16 protein-coding genes and 2 tRNA genes are annotated in these 18,378 nt (G+C 62.5%); 6 read left to right on the forward strand and 12 right to left on the reverse strand.

What is annotated here, in order from left to right:
• Positions 1-14: 14 nt before the first annotated feature.
• Together ABH939_RS07840 and ABH939_RS07845 are read right to left on the reverse strand one after the other, a co-directional pair.
• Complete coding sequence (locus ABH939_RS07840; RefSeq protein ID WP_042450839.1) at positions 15-1,166, reverse strand: cystathionine gamma-lyase; 1,152 nt, start codon at positions 1,164-1,166, stop codon at positions 15-17.
• Positions 1,163-2,161 carry an NAD(P)H-dependent glycerol-3-phosphate dehydrogenase gene (locus ABH939_RS07845; protein WP_030535420.1) on the reverse strand — a complete coding sequence of 333 codons (999 nt, stop codon included), beginning with the start codon at positions 2,159-2,161 and terminating at the stop codon, positions 1,163-1,165. Before ABH939_RS07845 ends, ABH939_RS07840 begins: the two co-directional genes overlap by 4 nt.
• A gap of 126 nt (positions 2,162-2,287) precedes the next feature.
• On the opposite strand from ABH939_RS07845, the gene cofC reads away from it, so the two are divergent.
• From cofC to ABH939_RS07860, 3 genes are read left to right on the forward strand one after another with little or no spacing between them, the layout of a single operon-like run.
• Entirely contained in the window at positions 2,288-3,037 is a 750-nt protein-coding gene (cofC, locus tag ABH939_RS07850; protein WP_080552786.1) for a 2-phospho-L-lactate guanylyltransferase, read from the forward strand.
• A 51-nt stretch (positions 3,038-3,088) separates the two neighbouring features.
• Positions 3,089-5,332 carry an RNA degradosome polyphosphate kinase gene (locus tag ABH939_RS07855; protein ID WP_404649532.1) on the forward strand — a complete coding sequence of 748 codons (2,244 nt, stop codon included), beginning with the start codon at positions 3,089-3,091 and terminating at the stop codon, positions 5,330-5,332.
• Between the two features lie 17 nt (positions 5,333-5,349).
• The gene (locus ABH939_RS07860; RefSeq protein WP_007729338.1) at positions 5,350-6,276 is read left to right on the forward strand and encodes a bifunctional NUDIX hydrolase/histidine phosphatase family protein; all 927 of its coding nucleotides are present in this window, start codon (positions 5,350-5,352) and stop codon (positions 6,274-6,276) included.
• A gap of 167 nt (positions 6,277-6,443) precedes the next feature.
• On the opposite strand, the gene ABH939_RS07865 is transcribed toward ABH939_RS07860, so the two are convergent.
• The 3 genes from ABH939_RS07865 to leuC all read right to left on the reverse strand — a co-directional run bounded on the left by ABH939_RS07865 (position 6,444) and on the right by leuC (position 9,289).
• Complete coding sequence (locus tag ABH939_RS07865; protein ID WP_234551337.1) at positions 6,444-7,073, reverse strand: HU family DNA-binding protein; 630 nt, start codon at positions 7,071-7,073, stop codon at positions 6,444-6,446.
• 157 nt (positions 7,074-7,230) lie between these two features.
• Positions 7,231-7,839, reverse strand: coding sequence for a 3-isopropylmalate dehydratase small subunit (gene leuD / locus ABH939_RS07870; protein WP_003944724.1), 609 nt, complete (start codon positions 7,837-7,839; stop codon positions 7,231-7,233).
• 28 nt (positions 7,840-7,867) lie between these two features.
• Positions 7,868-9,289, reverse strand: coding sequence for a 3-isopropylmalate dehydratase large subunit (gene leuC, locus ABH939_RS07875; protein ID WP_210378338.1), 1,422 nt, complete (start codon positions 9,287-9,289; stop codon positions 7,868-7,870).
• Positions 9,290-9,447: 158 nt separating this feature from the next.
• Here leuC and ABH939_RS07880 point away from each other — a divergent pair, with 158 nt between their 5' ends.
• The 3 genes from ABH939_RS07880 to ABH939_RS07890 all read left to right on the forward strand — a co-directional run bounded on the left by ABH939_RS07880 (position 9,448) and on the right by ABH939_RS07890 (position 10,989).
• The gene (locus ABH939_RS07880; RefSeq protein WP_007729342.1) at positions 9,448-10,149 is read left to right on the forward strand and encodes an IclR family transcriptional regulator; all 702 of its coding nucleotides are present in this window, start codon (positions 9,448-9,450) and stop codon (positions 10,147-10,149) included.
• A 55-nt stretch (positions 10,150-10,204) separates the two neighbouring features.
• Complete coding sequence (locus tag ABH939_RS07885; protein ID WP_003944740.1) at positions 10,205-10,708, forward strand: pyridoxamine 5'-phosphate oxidase family protein; 504 nt, start codon at positions 10,205-10,207, stop codon at positions 10,706-10,708.
• 83 nt (positions 10,709-10,791) lie between these two features.
• Positions 10,792-10,989 carry a DUF5302 domain-containing protein gene (locus ABH939_RS07890; protein WP_007729345.1) on the forward strand — a complete coding sequence of 66 codons (198 nt, stop codon included), beginning with the start codon at positions 10,792-10,794 and terminating at the stop codon, positions 10,987-10,989.
• Positions 10,990-11,128: 139 nt separating this feature from the next.
• On the opposite strand, the gene ABH939_RS07895 is transcribed toward ABH939_RS07890, so the two are convergent.
• The 7 genes from ABH939_RS07895 to serA all read right to left on the reverse strand — a co-directional run bounded on the left by ABH939_RS07895 (position 11,129) and on the right by serA (position 18,166).
• Positions 11,129-11,201 (reverse strand) — tRNA-Glu (locus tag ABH939_RS07895).
• Between the two features lie 96 nt (positions 11,202-11,297).
• Positions 11,298-11,369, reverse strand: a tRNA-Gln gene (locus ABH939_RS07900).
• 156 nt (positions 11,370-11,525) lie between these two features.
• A complete protein-coding gene (gltX, locus tag ABH939_RS07905) occupies positions 11,526-13,001 on the reverse strand; it encodes a glutamate--tRNA ligase (RefSeq protein ID WP_404649533.1) in 1,476 nt (491 codons plus the stop codon).
• 73 nt (positions 13,002-13,074) lie between these two features.
• A complete protein-coding gene (locus ABH939_RS07910) occupies positions 13,075-14,235 on the reverse strand; it encodes an alkane 1-monooxygenase (protein ID WP_030535413.1) in 1,161 nt (386 codons plus the stop codon).
• A 391-nt stretch (positions 14,236-14,626) separates the two neighbouring features.
• Positions 14,627-15,400: a fumarylacetoacetate hydrolase family protein gene (locus ABH939_RS07915; protein ID WP_003944722.1), complete on the reverse strand. Its 774-nt coding sequence runs from the start codon at positions 15,398-15,400 to the stop codon at positions 14,627-14,629.
• A gap of 84 nt (positions 15,401-15,484) precedes the next feature.
• Positions 15,485-16,498, reverse strand: a complete 1,014-nt coding sequence (locus tag ABH939_RS07920) for a 3-isopropylmalate dehydrogenase (protein WP_404649534.1) — start codon at positions 16,496-16,498, stop codon at positions 15,485-15,487.
• A 75-nt stretch (positions 16,499-16,573) separates the two neighbouring features.
• Positions 16,574-18,166, reverse strand: a complete 1,593-nt coding sequence (serA, locus tag ABH939_RS07925; RefSeq protein WP_003944758.1) for a phosphoglycerate dehydrogenase — start codon at positions 18,164-18,166, stop codon at positions 16,574-16,576.
• Between the last annotated feature and the right edge of the window lie 212 nt (positions 18,167-18,378).

Here is an 18,378-nt window from a genome sequence, read left to right on the forward strand (position 1 = left end):
TCGACCCGGCCCGTTTACGCGTCGAGTGCGCGCTCGATGTCGGCCAGGAGATCGGCGGTGTCCTCGATGCCACAAGCGATTCGGGCAAACCCCGCACTGACCGGATCGCCCCAGCGCGCACGGCGATCCGCCGTCGTGTGGATCCCGCCGAAGCTGGTAGCAGCCGTGACGAGAGCGCTCGCTTCGACGAACGAGTGGAATGCCTGAGCCGAATCCAACTCGACGCTCACCAATCCACCGAATCGATTCATCTGACCGGATGCCGTTGCATAGGACGGGTCACCGCGAAGGCCGGGGTAACGAACGGACCGGACTGCTTTGTGATCCACCAACATCTCGGCAAGCGCCAGCGCGTTGTCGCACTGACGCCCGAATCGCAGGCCTGCCGTGCCGAGACTCCGGTGCGCAAGCCACGTCTCGAAGGGGCCGAGCACCGTTCCCGAGAGAAGTCGCTCACGCTCGATTTGCCGACTCACCGCCGTATCGGAGGTGGCGACGTAACCCATCAGGAGGTCACTGTGCCCGCTGAGAGCCTTGGTACCGCTGGCCACCACGACGTCGGCACCCAATTCGAGCGGGCGCTGACCCAGCGGTGTCGCGGTCGTGTTGTCGACGATCAGCAGCGCACCCGAACGGTGGCACACGTCGGCGAGCACGCGAAGGTCGACCACGTCCAGCACCGGGTTGGACGGCGTCTCGGCGACGACGACCACGCGGCCCGGTGACGCGTCGAGCAGATCTACGAAGCTCGCGTCGCCCATCTGCAGAGTCGAAACCTCGCGAACGGTGATTCCCAACGGCGCGAGGCGCTCGTTCGCGTACAACCGCACTTGGTAATACCCGTCCGAGGGCACGACGACGGTATCCCCCGCGACGAGGACGCTGCGCAAGGTAGCGGTGATCGCGGACATCCCCGATCCCATGACGAGGGCGTGGTCCGCTCTCTCGAGCGCCGCGAGCGCGGATTCGAGTCCGCGCCAACCCGGGTTCGATGCACGTGCATAGGTATCGGACTCGGAACCTTCGTCCGCCGAAAGTTGGTACGGCGCAGCGAATATCGGGCCCAGTTGCATGGGCTGACCCGCGGCGTGTTCGCGCGCGACGGCGCTCACGCTGCGCGTCGAATCCCCGTAATCCTCGAAGCGACCCACACCGATTTCACTCATTCCGGCTTCGTCCGGCGTCCGAGCAACTGACCGATCGCATCGCTGACGGCCATGCCTTCGTGGCACACCCGGTGGACCGCGTCGGTCAACGGCATCTCCACGTCGTATCCGGCAGCGAGTGCGCGTACCGACGTGCACGACTTCACGCCCTCGGCGACCTGACCGTTGGTTGCCTTCTGTGCCGACTCCATCGACCCGCCTCGTCCGAGCCGCTCTCCGAACGTCCGGTTTCGCGACAACTCGGACGTGCAGGTCGCTACCAGGTCACCGACGCCCGCCAAGCCTGCAAGAGTCGACGCCTTGGCGCCGAGCGCAACGCCGAGACGAATCGTCTCGGCGAGCCCACGGGTGATGATGCTGGCAACCGTGTTGTCGCCGAATCCACTGCCGGCGGCCATGCCGCAGGCCAGCGCGATCACGTTCTTACACGCACCACCGATCTCGCATCCGATGACGTCGGAGTTGGTGTACGGCCTGAAATAGCCGGTAGCACAAGCATCCTGGAGAGCGAGGGCACGCGAGGAATCCGAACAGGCGATCACCGTCGCCGCGGGCTGCCCGCCGGCGATCTCGTGTGCAAGGTTCGGGCCCGAGAGCACCGCGACGCGCCCCGGTTCCACGCCGGTCACCGACACGATGACCTGGCTCATGCGCATGAGCGTCCCGGTCTCGATTCCCTTGGCCAGACTCAGCAGAGTCGCATCGGGTCCGATCGAGCCTTTCCACTGCTCCAGGTTTGCTCGTAGCGACTGCGAGGGAACCGCCAGCACGATGAAGTCAGCACCTGCCATCGCCTCCTCGTGGTGGTGGGTCGCGCGAATCGACGAAGGCAAAGCAATGCCTGGCAGATAGTCGCTGTTCTCGTGCGTGGTGTCGATGCGCTTCGCGACCTCTTCACGCCTGGCCCACATCGTCACGTCGGTTCCGGCCTCGGCCATCACCTTCGCCAACGCCGTTCCCCACGAACCTGCGCCCAATACAGCTGCCTTACTCACACGCTCACCCCGTCTACCCGGCGAAGCGGGTCGCCGCCAGAAAAATCGTCTGCACAGAGTATCGCCTGTGGTGCACTGCGGTGGGCAGCCGCGGACACCGAGCGTGATGACTGGCAAGATCGAGGGATGGACAGCGCGGAACCCCCGTACCCACACGCCGTGGAGACACCGCATGCGCGCACGGAGATCGAACGCCCCATGCATGCGATAGTGGCCGTCAAGTCCTTGAGATCGGCCAAGTCCCGCCTCGCGGGCGAACTCGACTCGGACGCGCGTGCAGACCTCGTGTTGGCCATGCTTCACGACACCCTCGCCACAGTTGCAGCCGTCTCGGCCATCGACAGCGTCACAGTGGTCACCCCAGACCCCACCGTTGCCGCCCTTGCATATTCCGTCGGCGTGACGGTCTACGCCGATCCAGCTCCCGACGGCGCCCGAACCAACGGCGCAACACCGCGCACGGAGGAAACCCTCAACGCGGCGTTGAGTGCAGCGGCCGCCGATATCCGAGCCAAGCGCGGAGTGGTCGACCTCGTTGTGCTGCAAGCCGACTTGCCCGCCATGCAACCGAGCGAACTGACGGAGGCCGTGGCCGCGGCCCGAAGCGGCGGACGTTCAGTCGTCGTCGATCACCACGGCACCGGCACTTCCGCATTGTTTGCGTGCGGCGAAAGCGCGCTCGACCCTCGGTTCGGGCCGGAATCCGCACTTGGACATGCCAATTCAGGTGCTCGTCCACTCAACGGCCAATGGCCGGGACTGCGCACCGACGTCGACACCCATGCCGATCTCGGCACTGTGCGAGCACTGGGAGTAGGCCCCGCGACATCGGCTTCGTTGACCAGACTCAAGGCCACGCCGTCGAACAGTCGATGAATTTTCTTTCATCGATTGTCGGACCGCGCGATTGTGGGGGATGATCGACGAGTGAGCAATGGCGAAGCACTCGAAAACCGTATTTCCGAAGACCAGTCGGACGGAGACCACATCTCCGGCCGGCACGAGAACGGCGCGGCCACCTCGCCGCGATCTCAGGCCGTCGCGGTCGCCACCAACATCCCGGGCGCTCCCCCTGCAGCTACCAAGGCAGAGCTACCCGAATTGCTCGTCGGACTTCCCGAGGATCGTTACCTCAACCGCGAACTCAGCTGGCTCGATTTCAATGCCCGTGTTCTCGCATTGGCTGCCGACGAGTCACTGCCGTTGCTCGAACGCGCAAAGTTCCTCGCCATCTTCGCTTCCAATCTCGACGAATTTTTCATGGTCCGGGTCGCCGGACTCAAGCGCCGCGACGAGACGGGACTGTCGGTCAGGTCCGCCGACGGCCTCTCCCCACGCGAACAATTGGCGCTCATCGCGCGTCGCACCCAGGAACTCGCTGACAAGCACGCACACGTGTTTCTCGACTCGGTCCGCCCTGCCCTGGCGGCAGAAGGCATTTCAATTGTTCGATGGGCCGACCTCAGTGCCGACGATCACGGCCGGCTCTCGGCGCATTTCCACGAGCAGGTCTTCCCGGTACTGACGCCGTTGGCAGTCGATCACGCCCACCCGTTCCCCTACATCAGCGGACTGAGCCTCAACCTCGCCGTGACAGTGAAGGACTCCGTCACCCGCGGCGAACACTTCGCTCGCGTCAAGGTTCCCGACAACGTCGGCCGGTTCGTGCGAGTCAAGAGCACGACATCTTCGTCCACCATCGATTCTTTCCTCCCGATGGAAGAACTGATTTCGGCTCATCTGGACGTGCTGTTCCCCGGAATGGAAATCGTCGAACATCACGCTTTCCGAATCACACGCAACGCCGATTTCGAGGTCGAAGAAGATCGGGACGAGGATCTGCTGCAGGCACTCGAACGTGAATTGGCGCGTCGTCGTTTCGGTTCACCCGTTCGCCTCGAAGTTGCCGACGACATGACCGAGCACATGCTCGAACTGCTTCTGCGTGAACTCGACGTCGATCCGGCCGACGTGATCGAGGTTTCCGGTCTCCTCGACTTGTCCTGCCTCTGGCAGGTTTACGCCGTCGACCGCCCCGCTCTCAAAGACGCTCCGTTCGTCCCGGCGACGCATCCGGCGTTCGGTGAACGCGAGACTCCGAAGAGCGTGTTCTCGACCCTGCGCGAAGGCGACGTGCTCGTCCACCACCCATACGACTCGTTTTCCACAAGCGTTCAACGCTTCATCGAACAGGCCGCCGCCGACCCGCAGGTGCTCGCGATCAAGCAGACCCTGTACCGCACTTCCGGCGACTCCCCCATCGTCAATGCACTGATCGACGCCGCCGAAGCGGGCAAGCAGGTTGTCGCGCTGGTGGAGATCAAGGCCCGCTTCGACGAGCAGGCCAACATCAAGTGGGCACGCAAACTCGAGCAGGCCGGCGTTCACGTCGTCTACGGTCTCGTCGGTCTCAAGACTCACTGCAAGACGTGCCTCGTCGTCAGACGAGAGGGCTCGACCATTCGTCGTTACTGCCACATCGGCACGGGCAACTACAACCCGAAGACCGCGCGCATGTACGAGGACGTCGGATTGCTCACCGCAGCACCGGAGATCGGTGCAGACCTCACCGACCTCTTCAACTCGCTGACCGGATACTCCCGAAAGACGAGCTACCGCAACCTTCTCGTAGCGCCGTACGGGGTTCGCCGCGGGATCATCGAGCGGATCGACAACGAGATCGCGCACAAGCTCGCAGGCCGCGATGCCGGTATCCGCTTGAAGGCCAACGCATTGGTCGACGAGCAGGTCATCGACGCGTTGTACCGCGCGTCCAAGGCCGGTATCCCCGTCGAGATCGTGGTTCGCGGAATCTGCGCGCTCAAGCCGGGCGTTCCCGGCCTCAGCGAAAACATCGAAGTACGTTCCATTCTCGGACGCTTCCTCGAACACTCGCGAATGTTCCATTTCCGCTCGGCCGACGAATTCTGGATCGGCAGCGCAGACATGATGCACCGCAACCTCGATCGCCGCGTCGAGGTCATGGTGCAGGTCAAGGACCCGAAACTGTCGAAGCAACTCGGTGACATCTTCGACTCCGCGCTCGATCCCCGAACTCGCTGCTGGGTACTGCATCCGGACGGGAGTTGGGTCGCTGCCCCCGAACGCGGTGAGGACGTACGTGAGCATCAACAGTCGTTGATGCGCAGCCGCACCGCCAGCGGGTCTTGACGGGCTCGGATCACACAATGAGCGACAAGCCGGTCAAAGCCAACATCTTTGCCGCAGGCGCGGTTCTGTGGCGGAAGGCTCCTCAGGATCCTTCCGCCATCGAGATCGCCGTCGTACATCGACCGAAGTACGACGACTGGTCATTCCCCAAAGGAAAGCTCGATCCCGGCGAGACCTTCTTGACCGCAGCAGTTCGCGAGGTCCGCGAAGAGACCTCGATCACCGGACGTTTCGGAAGGCACCTCGGTGGCGTGACGTACCCGATCCCGGGACATCGCAAACTCAAACGGGTCGAATACTGGTCGGCCGAAGCAGTGGACGGAGATTTCGGGCCGAATAGCGAAGTGGATGTTCTCTATTGGCTTCCGGTCACCGAGGTAGCCGATCATCTTTCCTACCCGATGGATCGAATGATTCTTCGCCGCTTCGTTTCCCTTCGGCCTGACACGAAAACGGTATTACTCGTCCGCCACGCAAAAGCTGGAAGCCGTAAGCGATACAAGGGCGACGACAATGTGCGTCCACTCGACGCCAAGGGCAAAGAGCAATCCGCCGCCTTGGTCGAACAGCTGAAAATCTTCGGAGCCGATTCGGTTTTCGCGGCTGACCGTACGCGCTGCATCGACACTGTGATGCCATTGGCGGAGGCATTGGGTGTAGAGATTTCGACGGAACCTCTTCTGACCGAAGAAGGTTACGAGGCCGATCCCGACGCCGCCAGGGCGCGTGCGCTGCAGATCGCCGCGCTGGAGGGCACTCCCGTAATCTGCAGCCAAGGAGGCGTCATCCCCGATTTGATGCGCTGGTGGGCTGATACGGCCGGTGTAACACTGCCCTCGGCGCGCAACCGTAAGGCGAGCACTTGGGTGCTCTCGTTCCTCGACGGCCGTCTGGTAGCCGCGGATCACCTCGACAGCCCGCTCCCCAAAGTCGCCAACTCCTGAGGGATTTGGACCAACCGACACCCAGCTCGATTCGGTAGTTTTGCAAAGCACTGAAACACAGGAGAATTCACACTTCTCCCAGACAGCAAAAAAGAGGTGCAGCCGCGGATCTGATCCGCGGCTGCACCTCTTTGTCTTACTGCATCGGGTTTTTCACCCGAACGCGACTACTTTGCGCGCTTGGCCGGAGCCTTCTTGGCCGGAGCCTTCTTGGCTGCGGTCTTGGCGGGGGCCTTCTTGGCCGGAGCCTTCTTGGCCGGAGCCTTGGCTGCGGTCTTGGCCGGAGCCTTCTTGGCGGGAGCCTTGGTGGCAACCGTCTTCTTGGCTGCGGTCTTGGCCGGAGCCTTCTTGGCGGGAGCCTTGGTGGCAACCGTCTTCTTGGCTGCGGTCTTGGCCGGAGCCTTCTTGGCCGGAGCCTTCTTGGCTGCGGTCTTCTTGGCAGCAGCCTTCTTGGCTGCAGCCTTGGTGGCCGGTGCTGCTACGCCACGCTTGACTGCCGGGCCGGTGGCCGGAAGCTTCTGTCCACCAGCGATAACAGCCTTGAACTGCGCACCCGGACGGAAAGCCGGAACCGACGTCGGCTTGACCTTGACGGTCTCGCCCGTACGCGGGTTGCGTGCAACACGTGCTGCACGACGACGCTGCTCGAAGACTCCGAAGCCGGTGATGGTCACGCTCTCGCCACGGTGGACGGCGCGGACGATGGTGTCCACGACGTGCTCCACTGCGTCGGTCGCTGTGCGCCTGTCCGAACCCAGCTTTTCAGTCAGAACATCGATGAGCTCTGCCTTGTTCATTGAAATTCCTCCGCTAATTGTGGTCCACCGTCGGACCGACTGAGAACCACGGTAAACCTGATAACGGCAAGAGTCTATGTGCCACGCCAATTCTCATTCAACGTGACTGCGAAATGGTGACCTATTTCTCTTCCCGCGCGGAGTTGCGGATTTCGGTTCAGCCCTGCGAAATTCGGGCTGGAAGGGTAGTCGGTTTCCATGAAGGCCTTGACTTTTCGAACTCGGAAATCGCGTCTACCTGCCGCAATGTCAGTCCGATGTCGTCGAGACCCTCCAGCAGACGCCACCGTGTGTAGTCGTCAATATTGAACGGCACCACCGTAGTTCCGGCGCTGACGGTCCGATTCTCGAGATCTACTGTCAATTCCAGTCCGGGCTGCTCTTCGAGCAACTTCCAGAGCAATTCGACGTCGCTCTGCTCGACCTGTGCCGCTACGAGACCGGCTTTTCCGGCGTTTCCGCGGAAGATGTCGGCGAACCGGGAAGCGATGACGACCCGAAATCCGAAGTCGGAGAGAGCCCACACGGCATGCTCACGCGAAGAGCCCGTGCCGAAATCGGGACCGGCCACGAGGACACTTCCCTTGTCGTACGGAGCCAGATTGAGAATGAAGTTGGGGTCGGTACGCCAGCCTGCAAACAGCCCGTCCTCGAATCCGGTGCGCGTCACCCGTTTCAGGTACACGGCAGGGATGATCTGGTCGGTATCGACATTCGAGCGTCGCAGCGGGACGCCGATACCCTTGTGCGTGGTAAAGGATTCCATCGAAATTCTCCTCGAGATGGTAAGTGGGTCAGACCAGATCGGCCGGTGCCGAGAGCGTTCCGCGGACCGCCGTGGCAGCCGCGACGAGCGGGGAAACCAGATGAGTCCGGCCGCCTTTACCCTGTCGGCCTTCGAAATTCCGGTTGGACGTCGATGCCGAACGCTCGCCGGGAGCAAGCTGGTCAGGGTTCATTCCCAAGCACATCGAGCAACCGGCCTGGCGCCATTCAGCCCCTGCCGCTGTGAAGATTTCACCGAGACCTTCGCTTTCGGCTTGAGCCCGCACCCGCATCGAGCCGGGAACGATGAGCATCCGAACGCCCTCTGCCACATGGCGACCCTCGAGCACCTCCGCCACTGCGCGCAGGTCTTCGATGCGTCCGTTGGTGCACGAACCGACGAACACGGTGTCGACAGAAACATCCCGAAGCGGCATACCGGCGTCGAGACCCATGTAGGTGAGCGCCTTCTCGGCTGCCTGACGCTCGCTCTCGTCGACGATCAGTTCGGGATCAGGCACACGGTCGCCGAGCGGCGCACCCTGTCCCGGATTGGTTCCCCACGTGACAAAAGGCGTCAATGCGCTTGCGTCGATGTGAACCTCGTTGTCGAATTCCGCGCCCTCGTCGGTCTTGAGCAACTCCCACGCGGCGACGGCTTCGTCCCACTCTGCGCCCGACGGTGCATGCGGACGGCCCTTGATGAACTCGTAAGTGATCTCGTCCGGTGCGATCATGCCCGCACGGGCTCCGGCCTCGATCGACATGTTGCAGATGGTCATACGAGCTTCCATCGACAGTTTGCGAATGGCCTCGCCGCGGTACTCCAGTACGTAGCCCTGGCCGCCCCCGGTGCCGATCTTGGCGATGACTGCCAGGATCAAGTCCTTGCTCGTGACACCGGGAGGCAGCTCGCCGTCGACCGTGATCGCCATGGTCTTGAAGGGGCGCAACGACAATGTCTGCGTTGCCATCACATGCTCGACCTCGCTGGTGCCGATTCCCATTGCGAGCGCACCGAATGCGCCGTGCGTCGACGTATGACTGTCGCCGCACACCACGGTGGTTCCGGGCTGCGTCAGGCCGAGCTGCGGTCCGACCACATGCACGATGCCTTGGTCGAGATCGCCCATGCGGTGCAAGCGAACTCCGAACTCCTCGCAATTTCGGCGCAAGGTGTCGACCTGAGTCTTCGACACGGGATCTGCGATCGGCTTGTCGATGTCGATCGTCGGAACGTTGTGGTCCTCGGTGGCGATCGTCAGGTCGGGACGGCGCAACTGGCGTCCCGCCAGGCGAAGTCCGTCGAATGCCTGGGGGCTCGTCACTTCGTGAACGAGGTGGAGATCGATGTAGATGAGGTCGGGATCCTGCCCCTCCCCTTTCACGACAACGTGGTCGTCCCACACCTTCTCGGCGAGAGTGCGTGCTTTCTGTGCCATGTCTTCCACCTCTGTACGTAGCCTCGCGTCGGCGGACTACGGGCTGGCCCGCCGCGCGTGAAGTAGGTCCCCAGCCTTCACAGCAGATGCAGACTGTCCCGAGGAAATGCGCTATCCCTACAGGAAATGCGGTAGCATCCCACTATGCGAGAAACTGGTATCGACCTATGAGACAGCATAGCGGCATCGGCGTCCTGGACAAAGCAATGGGCGTGCTTCATGCAGTAGCTGAGGAACCGTGCAGCCTCACCGAACTCTGTGCACGAACCGGTTTGCCGCGCGCGACCGCCCATAGACTCGCCGTCGGTCTCGAAGTCCATCGACTCCTCACTCGCGACTCGGACGGTCAGTGGTGCCCAGGGCCCGGACTCGCCGAACTCGCTGCCACCGCTAATGATCCACTCATTGCTGCGGCCGGACTCATCCTCCCCCGCCTTCGCGAAATCACCGGCGAAAGCGTCCAGCTGTACCGTCGCGAAGGCACACAACGCATCTGCGTCGCGTCGATGGAACCACCGACGGGCCTGCGTGACACGGTGCTCGTCGGAGCCCGACTGCCGATGAACGCCGGATCCGGCGCCAAGGTCCTTCTCGCATGGGCAGATCCACAAACCCAACGGACCGTCCTCGCCGATGCGTCCTTCGGCGAACGAGTGCTCCTCGAGGTTCGCCGGCGCGGCTGGGCACAGAGCGCGGCCGAACGTGAGCCCGGTGTCGCCAGCGTCGCGGCTCCCGTCCGAGACTCGGCAGGCGCTGTCATTGCCGCGATTTCGGTCTCCGGCCCCATCGATCGGATGGGTAGACGACCGGGAGCCCGCTGGGCGGCGGACCTTCTCGCAGCTGCCGAAGCGCTCCACAAGCGTCTGTAATTCGTGACACAGTAAGGCCTTCAGATCCTCGAGCACGTAGGAGTACGACGCGACCATGGCAGGAAAGCAGCGTAGTCAGATCACGATGACCGAGGCCGAAATCTCGAGCTTCGTCGAAAAGAGCCGTACGGCAACGATGGCGACGTTGAGCGCCGACGGAATGCCTCACCTGATCGCGATGTGGTTCGCGATAGTCGACGGCGAAATCTGGTTCGAGACCAAAGCCAAGTCGCAGAAGGCCGTCAATCTTCGCCGGGACGCCCGAATGTCCGTCCTGATCGAAGACGGTCAGACGTACGACACGCTCCGAGGAGTCTCGATGGAGGGTACCGGGGTCATCGTCGAAGATCCGGAAGCCCTCTTCGCTGTAGGAATCAGCGTCTGGGAGCGATACACGGGCCCGTACACCGACGATCTCCGCCCGGCCGTCGACGCGATGCTCCACAAGCGCGTCGCGGTACGGTTCGTTCCCGATCGAACTCGTTCGTGGGATCACCGCAAGCTCGGGATGCCTGCGATGCCTCTTTCCGGCTCTACCGCACCGCCGCCGCAGCCCTGAGATTCGTGAGCGGAAAAATCACGAGCAATCGAATTCGGGCCGGCGTAGTTTCACCAACAGGCCCAACAACAAGGAGTGAGCATATGAGCGATCTCGACAGCAACACCCCGTCCGAACCCGAATCCCAATCGGAGGAAACCAAACGAAAGTTCCGTGAGGCCCTCGAACGGAAGAATCATCAGAACGCCAAATCGACCGACCATCGCGACGGACAGTCCAAGGTCCACAACACGCATGGCCCGGCCGATCACAAGCGAGAGTTCCGCCGTAAGAGCGGATAACCGATCGCGGACAACAGAGTGAGATGACGATCACCCCCAGTCGAATTCGACTGGGGGTGATCGTTTTTCGCATCGCCGGAAACATTTCCCGCACATACGAAAAGACCCCCCGGTCAATGATCGGAGGGTCTTCCCTTTGTAGCCCCGACGGGATTCGAACCCGCGCTACCGCCTTGAGAGGGCGGCGTCCTAGGCCGCTAGACGACGGGGCCAGGACACGCTTTTAAACGTGGTATTTCAGCCTTGCTCTTGGATGCTCAGCAAGCTTAGCTTGTCTGAGTCCGGCCACAAAATCGACCGGATTTCCGCTGGGGTACCAGGACTCGAACCTAGAATGGCGGTACCAGAAACCGCTGTGTTGCCAATTACACCATACCCCAAGGTCTTGCTCACCAGCCTTGCCCGATCCGCTTCGCTGTTGTGCTCGGCGGCTCGTCTCCGGCCGAAAAGAAGATTACCAGTACCCCTGCCCCAAATACCAAATCGTATGGTCACAGGAGGTTTTTGCTTCATTTTCGGCCGGAAGACCGTCCGATCTAGGCGGTTACCGCTGCCCTACCGGCGCGCAACCGAGCGAGCGAGACCTCACGACCGAGCAATTCCATCGACTCGTACAGCGGAGGGCTGATGTGAGAGCCCGTGATCGCGACCCGAACCGGAGCGAAGGCCTTACGCGGTTTGAGCTCCAGATCCTCGATGAGGGCCTTCTTGAGTGCTTCCTCGATACTGGCCGCCGACCACTCTGAGATGGCATCGAGCGCCGCAAGAGACGCGTCCAGAACCGGACCGGCATCTTCCTTCAGGTTCTTTGCCGCCGCGGCCGGATCGAGAGCAAACGACGCCTCGTCGACGAACAGGAATTTCAGCAGATCCCACGCGTCGGACAGGACGACGATGCGCGTCTGCACGAGGTCCGCCGCAACAGTGAACGTCGCTTCGTCGACATCGGCGCCGATATGTCCGTGCTCCACCAGGAACGACTTCAGACGACCGGCGAAGTCGGCCGGCTCGAGCAGACGAATGTGCTCGGCATTGATCGCGTCGGCCTTCTTCTGGTCGAAGCGGGCAGGATTGGAGTTGACCTTGGAGACGTCGAAGGCCGCAACCATCTCGTCGAGCGAGAAGACATCGTGATCGTCGGCGATGCTCCACCCGAGCAGAGCCAAGTAGTTCAGCAATCCCTCGGGAATGAAGCCCCGATCGCGGTGGATGAAGAGGTTGGACTCGGGATCGCGCTTGGAAAGCTTCTTGTTGCCCTGACCCATCACGAAAGGCAAGTGCCCGAACGACGGTGTGAAATCGGCGACACCGATACGAATCAATGCCTCGTACAACGCGAGCTGACGCGGAGTCGAGGACAGCAGATCTTCGCCGCGCAGTACATGGGTGATCTTCATCAACGCGTCGTCGACCGGGTTGACCAAGGTGTACAGCGGAATGCCGTTGCCGCGAGTCAGCGCGAAGTCCGGAACGGTGCCTGCCTTGAACGTGGTCTCGCCCCGCACCAGGTCGTTCCAGGTCAGATCGTGATCGGGCATCCGGAGGCGGACGACGGGCTTGCGCCCCTCGGCGATGTAGGCAGCGCGCTGCTCGTCGCTGAGCTCGCGATCGAAGTTGTCGTATCCGAGCTTCGGATCGCGTCCGGCCGCCATGTGTCGCGCTTCGACCTCCTCGTTGGTCGAGTAGGACTCGTAGGCCTCGCCCGCGGCCAGCAACTTGGCAACAACGTCGAGATGCAGGTCGCGACGCTCGGACTGGCGATACGGTGCGTGCGGCCCACCGACCTCCGGGCCTTCGTCCCAATTGAGCCCCAACCAGCGGAGGGCGTCGAGGATGGCCTGGTAGGACTCTTCACTGTCGCGCTGCGCATCGGTGTCTTCGATACGGAACACGAATGTGCCGCCGTGGTGTCGTGCGAATGCCCAGTTGAACAAGGCGGTGCGCACCAAACCCACGTGCGGGGTTCCGGTGGGTGACGGACAGAAACGGACGCGTACTTCGCTGTTGGTCATGGCTCACTTGGCTCGGCGATGATGGATGGTCGTACTACAGGTTAGTCCGGCAGCCCTTCCTCCATCCGGCCGATCACTTACCCGGCAGGACGTTGATGCGTGTCATGTCGCCGTCGTAGTAGGCCAGCAGTCGCTTGTCCATGACCTTTCGCCACAGCGGCGGCACCCACGCGCAGACGATCATGACTGCGTAACCCGCTGGAAGTTGCGGCGCTTCGGCCGCACTTCGCAGGCTCTGGTACCGCAGACGCGGATTCGCGTGATGGTCGCTGTGACGCTGAAGTTGATAGAGGAACAGATTGCTGACGACGTGGTCGCTGTTCCAGCTGTCCTCGGGCGAGCACCGGACGTACGAGCCGTCAGGCCGCTTCGCACGTAGCAAGCCGTAGTGCTCGAGATAGTTGGCGGTCTCGAGGAACGTGAAGCCTGCAATTGCCTGAACGGCGAGCCACGGCGCAATTTCCCAGCCGAACGCGGCGATCAGACTGCCGAACAGAACCACACTCATCGCCCACGCGTTCAGGATGTTGTTGCGGTAACTCCACGTCCGTCTCCCCTGACGTCTCAGACGAGCGCTTTCGATCCGCCATCCCGAGCGCAGGCCGCCGATGACGCTGCGAGGCAAGAAGAACCAGAAGTTTTCCTTGTACCGTGAGCTGGCCGGATCCTCCGGCGTCGCGACGCGGACGTGGTGTCCATGGTTGTGTTCGACGTAGAAATGGCCGTAGAAGGACTGCGCGAGCGCTACTTTCGCGAGCCACTTCTCGAGCTTCTCACTCTTGTGCCCCAATTCATGCGCCGCGTTGATCCCCACACCGGCAACCACGCCGGCAGTCATCGCGAGCGCGAACTTCTCCCCCGCCGCCATCGGCGCGTTCACCCAACACCACGCGACGAACACCAGCCCGACGTATTGGAGGGGCAGGAACAAGTACGTGCACCAGCGGTAGAAACGATCCTCTTGCAATTCAGGGATCGCTTCGTCCGGTGGGCTGTTACCGTCCTCGCCCGCCAGGAGATCGATCAGGGGAATGACGATGACGATCAGCCACGCCCCGATGGCCCAGAAGAGCCCGAGACTGAATTTGTCGACCAGGAACCACGCAGCGAACGGGCTGAGAGGAACCAGCAAACCCAGTGGCCACAGGTAGCGCTTCTTGTCTCGCCACACCGGCCGCTGCCCGTTCCGCGCTTGCCCTGCCGCTGTCCGGGAGGCTTCCGCGAAGGTCGTCATGTATCACCACGTTTCTGCGCAATCCACTCGATTGCCCCATCGGCTTCTATCCAGTTATCGGTCACCCTACTGCTCAGCGTTACATTTCAGGGAATTTGGTCTGTTACGGGCCGCGACAGCAAACCGTGGGGCGAACTCTCCCAACCTGGCCAAATCCGACATAACGCCAGGAGGATCAGAGGCGAAGCTTCGCCTGGGTCATGAAACCCGCAGGTCAGTCCCGGAGCCTGATTTCTTCGAGTCGGTTGGCAATCCCGATCAATCCACTGGCGATAGTTACCATCTTGCAACTTTTCTGCGACAGACACCTCTCGACCTCACACCACGACGGAGGCCCCATCCGGTTGGATGGGGCCTCCGTAGTCGCGTGACTGAACGAACCGGGTCAGGATCAGCTCTTGGCGGTCACCGGGTTCGTGAGCGTGCCGATCCCCGAGACCGTGACCGACACGGAATCGCCGTCGACGATCGGGCCTACTCCGGCGGGGGTGCCGGTGAGGATGACGTCGCCAGGCAAGAGAGTCATCACCGCCGAGATCCACTCGATGATCTTCGGAATGTCGTGGAGGAGAAAAGCCGTGCTGCTGTCCTGCTTGACCTGACCGTTCACCTCGGTCTTGATGTCGACGTCGGACGCATCCAGACTGGTTTCGATCCAGGGGCCGAGTGGGCAGAAAGTGTCGTGGCCCTTCGCGCGCGTCCACTGCCCGTCGTGACGCTGATGATCTCGCGCCGACACGTCGTTGGCGATCGTGTAACCGAGGACCACGCTCAACGCCTTCGCCGCCGGAACGTCCTTGCACGGTTGACCGATGACGACCGCGAGTTCACCCTCGAAGTGCACCTCGTTCGAGGTGGGAGGCAAGACGATCGGGGCACCCGGGCCAACTATGGACGTGTTGGGCTTGAGGAAGATCACGGGGTCCGCGGGAGCCTCTCCGCCCATCTCCGCGATGTGATCTGCATAATTCTTGCCGATGCAGATCACCTTGCTGGCGAGAATCGGAGCCAGCAGACGGACATCGGCGAGCGGCCAACTTCGGCCGGTAAATGTGGGGTTCCCGAACGGGTGCTCCGCAATTTCCTTGGCGACGAGGGCATCCTCTTCACCTTCGATACTGACGAACGCAACACCATCGGGACTGGCAATTCGACCAAGACGCATGCCGGCCAGTCTATCGGGGTGCCGGAAACGACTGACGCGCGCAAGCCGAAAGGCTCACGCGCGTCAGTCTCGTGAAAGAATTCCTTACAGCGCTGCAGTGATCCGGTCGCCGATCTCCGTTGTGGAGATGGGACCTTCGCCGCGGGTAGCCAGGTCGGCAGCGACCACAGCCTCTACCCGAGCGGCGTCGTCCTCGCGTCCGAGATGGCGAAGAAGCAGTGCGGCCGAGAGGATCGCGGCGGTGGGATCAGCGATTCCCTTGCCGGCGATGTCCGGAGCACTGCCGTGAACGGGCTCGAACATCGACGGGTTGGTACCCGAGGCATCGATGTTTCCGCTTGCGGCCAAACCGATGCCACCGGTTACGGCGCCGGCGAGGTCGGTGATGATGTCACCGAAGAGGTTGTCCGTGACGATCACGTCGAAGCGCGACGGGTCGGTGACCATGTAGATCGTGGCCGCGTCGATGTGGCAGTACGCGGTTTCTACGTTCGGGAACTCGGCACCGACGGTCTCGATTGCACGCGTCCAGATTGCGCCCGCGTTGGAGAGCACGTTGGTCTTGTGAATCAAGGTGAGGTGCTTGGACCGGGTCTGCGCCAAGGCAAATGCGTAACGCACCACGCGCTCGGCACCGAACCAGGTATTGATCGACACCTCGGTTGCGATCTCGTGATCGGTGCCGACGCGGATCGCTCCACCGTTTCCGGTGTACGGACCCTCGGTGCCTTCACGAACCACGACGAAGTCGATCTCCGGCTGCGCCGCCAACGGCGACAGCGCACCCGGATACAGCTGTGCGGGGCGAAGATTCACGTGATGATCGAGCTGGAAGCGCATGTTCAGCAGCAGACCACGCTCGAGGATGCCGGGTGCGACGATCCGCGGATCACCGATGGCGCCCAACAGGATTGCGTCGTGCTGACGAATCTGGTCCAGCTCGTCCGCCGGGAGCAACTCGCCGGTGGCGTTGTAGCGACGGGCACCGAGATCGTATTCGGTGGTTTCCAGATCCGGAACCAACTTGCCGAGCACCTTGAGCGCTTCGGCAGTGACCTCGACGCCGATTCCGTCACCCGGAATGACCGCAAGCTTCATGGAGTCCTCATCTCAGTAGAACTGTGCGCCTTTATCAACGGCGGGCGGTTGATAAAGGCGCACAGCAAAAACAAATCAGGAAAGGTCGACCTGGGCGACGCGAGCGTCGAGCTGCGAGACGATTGCCTCGACCTCGGCGTCACCGACGACGCGATCGACGCGCAAGATGACAGTTGCGCCTTCGCCTTCGGCATCCTGGCTCAGTGCTGCTGCGAGGATGTCGACGCCCGCGTTTCCGAGGACGGTACCGAGGACACCGAGAACGCCCGGGCGATCGCTGTAGTGAACGACGATGTTGTGGCCCTCGGCGCGCAGGTCGAAGCTGCGTCCGTTGATGTTGACGATCTTCTCGACCTGCTGCAGACCGGTGAGTGCGCCCGTGACCGACGTGACCGTGCCGTCGGCGGCAACTGCACGCACCTCGACCGCGCTGCGGTGGGCAAGAGCCTCCGAGTGCTTCTCGACCGACACGGTCACGCCGCGCTGCTCGGCCAGTGCCGGAGCGTTGACGAACGTGACGGCCTCATCGCTGCTGGCGGAGAACACGCCGCGCAGTGCAGCCAGGCCGAGGATGTCGACGGTTTCGGCAGACAGCTCGCCGGTGGCGACAACCTGCACGGTCTGCACAGCTTCGGGCGACAACGTCGCAGCGAGGAGACCGAGCTTGCGGACGAGCTCGAGCCACGGAGCAACTTCTTCGCCCACGGGGCCGCCGGAGACGTTGACAGCCTCGGGAACGAATTCGCCTGCCAGAGCGAGGAGAACACTCTTGGCCACGTCGATACCTGCGCGGTCCTGAGCCTCGGACGTCGATGCTCCGAGGTGCGGGGTGACAACGACGTTGTCGAGCTCGAAAAGCTTGGAATCGGTGCACGGCTCGGTGCTGAACACGTCGAGACCGGCGCCTCGGACCTTGCCGGAGACGAGTGCGTCGTAGAGCGCATCTTCGTCGATCAGACCACCGCGAGCGGCGTTGACGATGATGACGCCGTCCTTGGCCTTGGCGAGGCGCTCGGCGTTGATCAGGCCGGCCGTTTCCTTGGTCTTGGGCAGGTGCACGGAGATGAAGTCGGCACGCTCGACGAGCTCGTCGATGGTGACCAGTTCGATGCCGAGCTGCGCTGCGCGCGCTGCGGGCAGGTAGGGGTCGTACGCGATGATCGTGGTCTCGAACGCAGCGAGACGCTGCGCGAAGAGCTGGCCGATGCGGCCGAGTCCGACGACACCGACGGTCTTGCCGAGGATCTCGACACCGTTGAACTTGCTTCGCTTCCAGGTGTTCTCACGCAGAGTCTTGTCTGCTGCGGGAATCTGGCGAGCGGTCGACATGAGGAGCGCGACAGCGTGCTCGGCAGCGGAGTGAATGTTGGAGGTCGGTGCGTTGACGACCATCACGCCGCGCTCGGTGGCTGCGGGGATCTCGACGTTGTCCAGGCCGACACCGGCGCGGCCGATGATCTTCAGCTTGGTGCCGGCAGCCAGAACCTCGGCGTCGACGGTAGTGGCGGAACGGACGAGAATCGCGTCGGCCTCGGGTACCGCGGCGAGCAGCGCCGGGCGGTCGGGTCCGTCGACCCAACGCACCTCCACACCGTCACCGAGCGCCTCGACTGTGGACGGCGCGAGCTTGTCGGCGATCAGAACAACGGGACGGCCAGGCTGGCTCACGTGCAAACTCCCTGATTAGGTGGGTGTGAAGGTGGTTTAACCACCGATAGTTTAGTGCGCGCTCACTTGGAATCCACAACGCGGTAGGCAATACCACATAGTGGACACTTTCGCGGGCAAATTCTCGACGGAATATGAATCCGGACTCAGACGACCCGGAAAACGACTCCGGCCCAATGCCGCGCTGGTTCAACGTAATTGAACCGGCGCGG

The organism is Rhodococcus sp. 27YEA6, assembly GCF_044908235.1.
GTDB lineage: Bacteria > Actinomycetota > Actinomycetes > Mycobacteriales > Mycobacteriaceae > Rhodococcus_F > Rhodococcus_F qingshengii.

Coding starts and splice junctions, on each gene's coding strand:
- ABH939_RS07860 (WP_007729338.1), top strand. CDS start 5,350: ATGAGCGACAAGCCGGTCAAAGCCAACATCTTTGCCGCAGGCGCGGTT.
- ABH939_RS07890 (WP_007729345.1), top strand. CDS start 10,792: ATGAGCGATCTCGACAGCAACACCCCGTCCGAACCCGAATCCCAATCG.
- cofC (WP_080552786.1), top strand. CDS start 2,288: ATGGACAGCGCGGAACCCCCGTACCCACACGCCGTGGAGACACCGCAT.
- ABH939_RS07910 (WP_030535413.1), bottom strand. CDS start 14,235: ATGACGACCTTCGCGGAAGCCTCCCGGACAGCGGCAGGGCAAGCGCGG.
- gltX (WP_404649533.1), bottom strand. CDS start 13,001: ATGACCAACAGCGAAGTACGCGTCCGTTTCTGTCCGTCACCCACCGGA.
- leuD (WP_003944724.1), bottom strand. CDS start 7,839: ATGGAATCCTTTACCACGCACAAGGGTATCGGCGTCCCGCTGCGACGC.
- ABH939_RS07885 (WP_003944740.1), top strand. CDS start 10,205: ATGGCAGGAAAGCAGCGTAGTCAGATCACGATGACCGAGGCCGAAATC.
- ABH939_RS07880 (WP_007729342.1), top strand. CDS start 9,448: ATGAGACAGCATAGCGGCATCGGCGTCCTGGACAAAGCAATGGGCGTG.
- ABH939_RS07865 (WP_234551337.1), bottom strand. CDS start 7,073: ATGAACAAGGCAGAGCTCATCGATGTTCTGACTGAAAAGCTGGGTTCG.
- ABH939_RS07840 (WP_042450839.1), bottom strand. CDS start 1,166: ATGAGTGAAATCGGTGTGGGTCGCTTCGAGGATTACGGGGATTCGACG.
- ABH939_RS07920 (WP_404649534.1), bottom strand. CDS start 16,498: ATGAAGCTTGCGGTCATTCCGGGTGACGGAATCGGCGTCGAGGTCACT.
- ABH939_RS07915 (WP_003944722.1), bottom strand. CDS start 15,400: ATGCGTCTTGGTCGAATTGCCAGTCCCGATGGTGTTGCGTTCGTCAGT.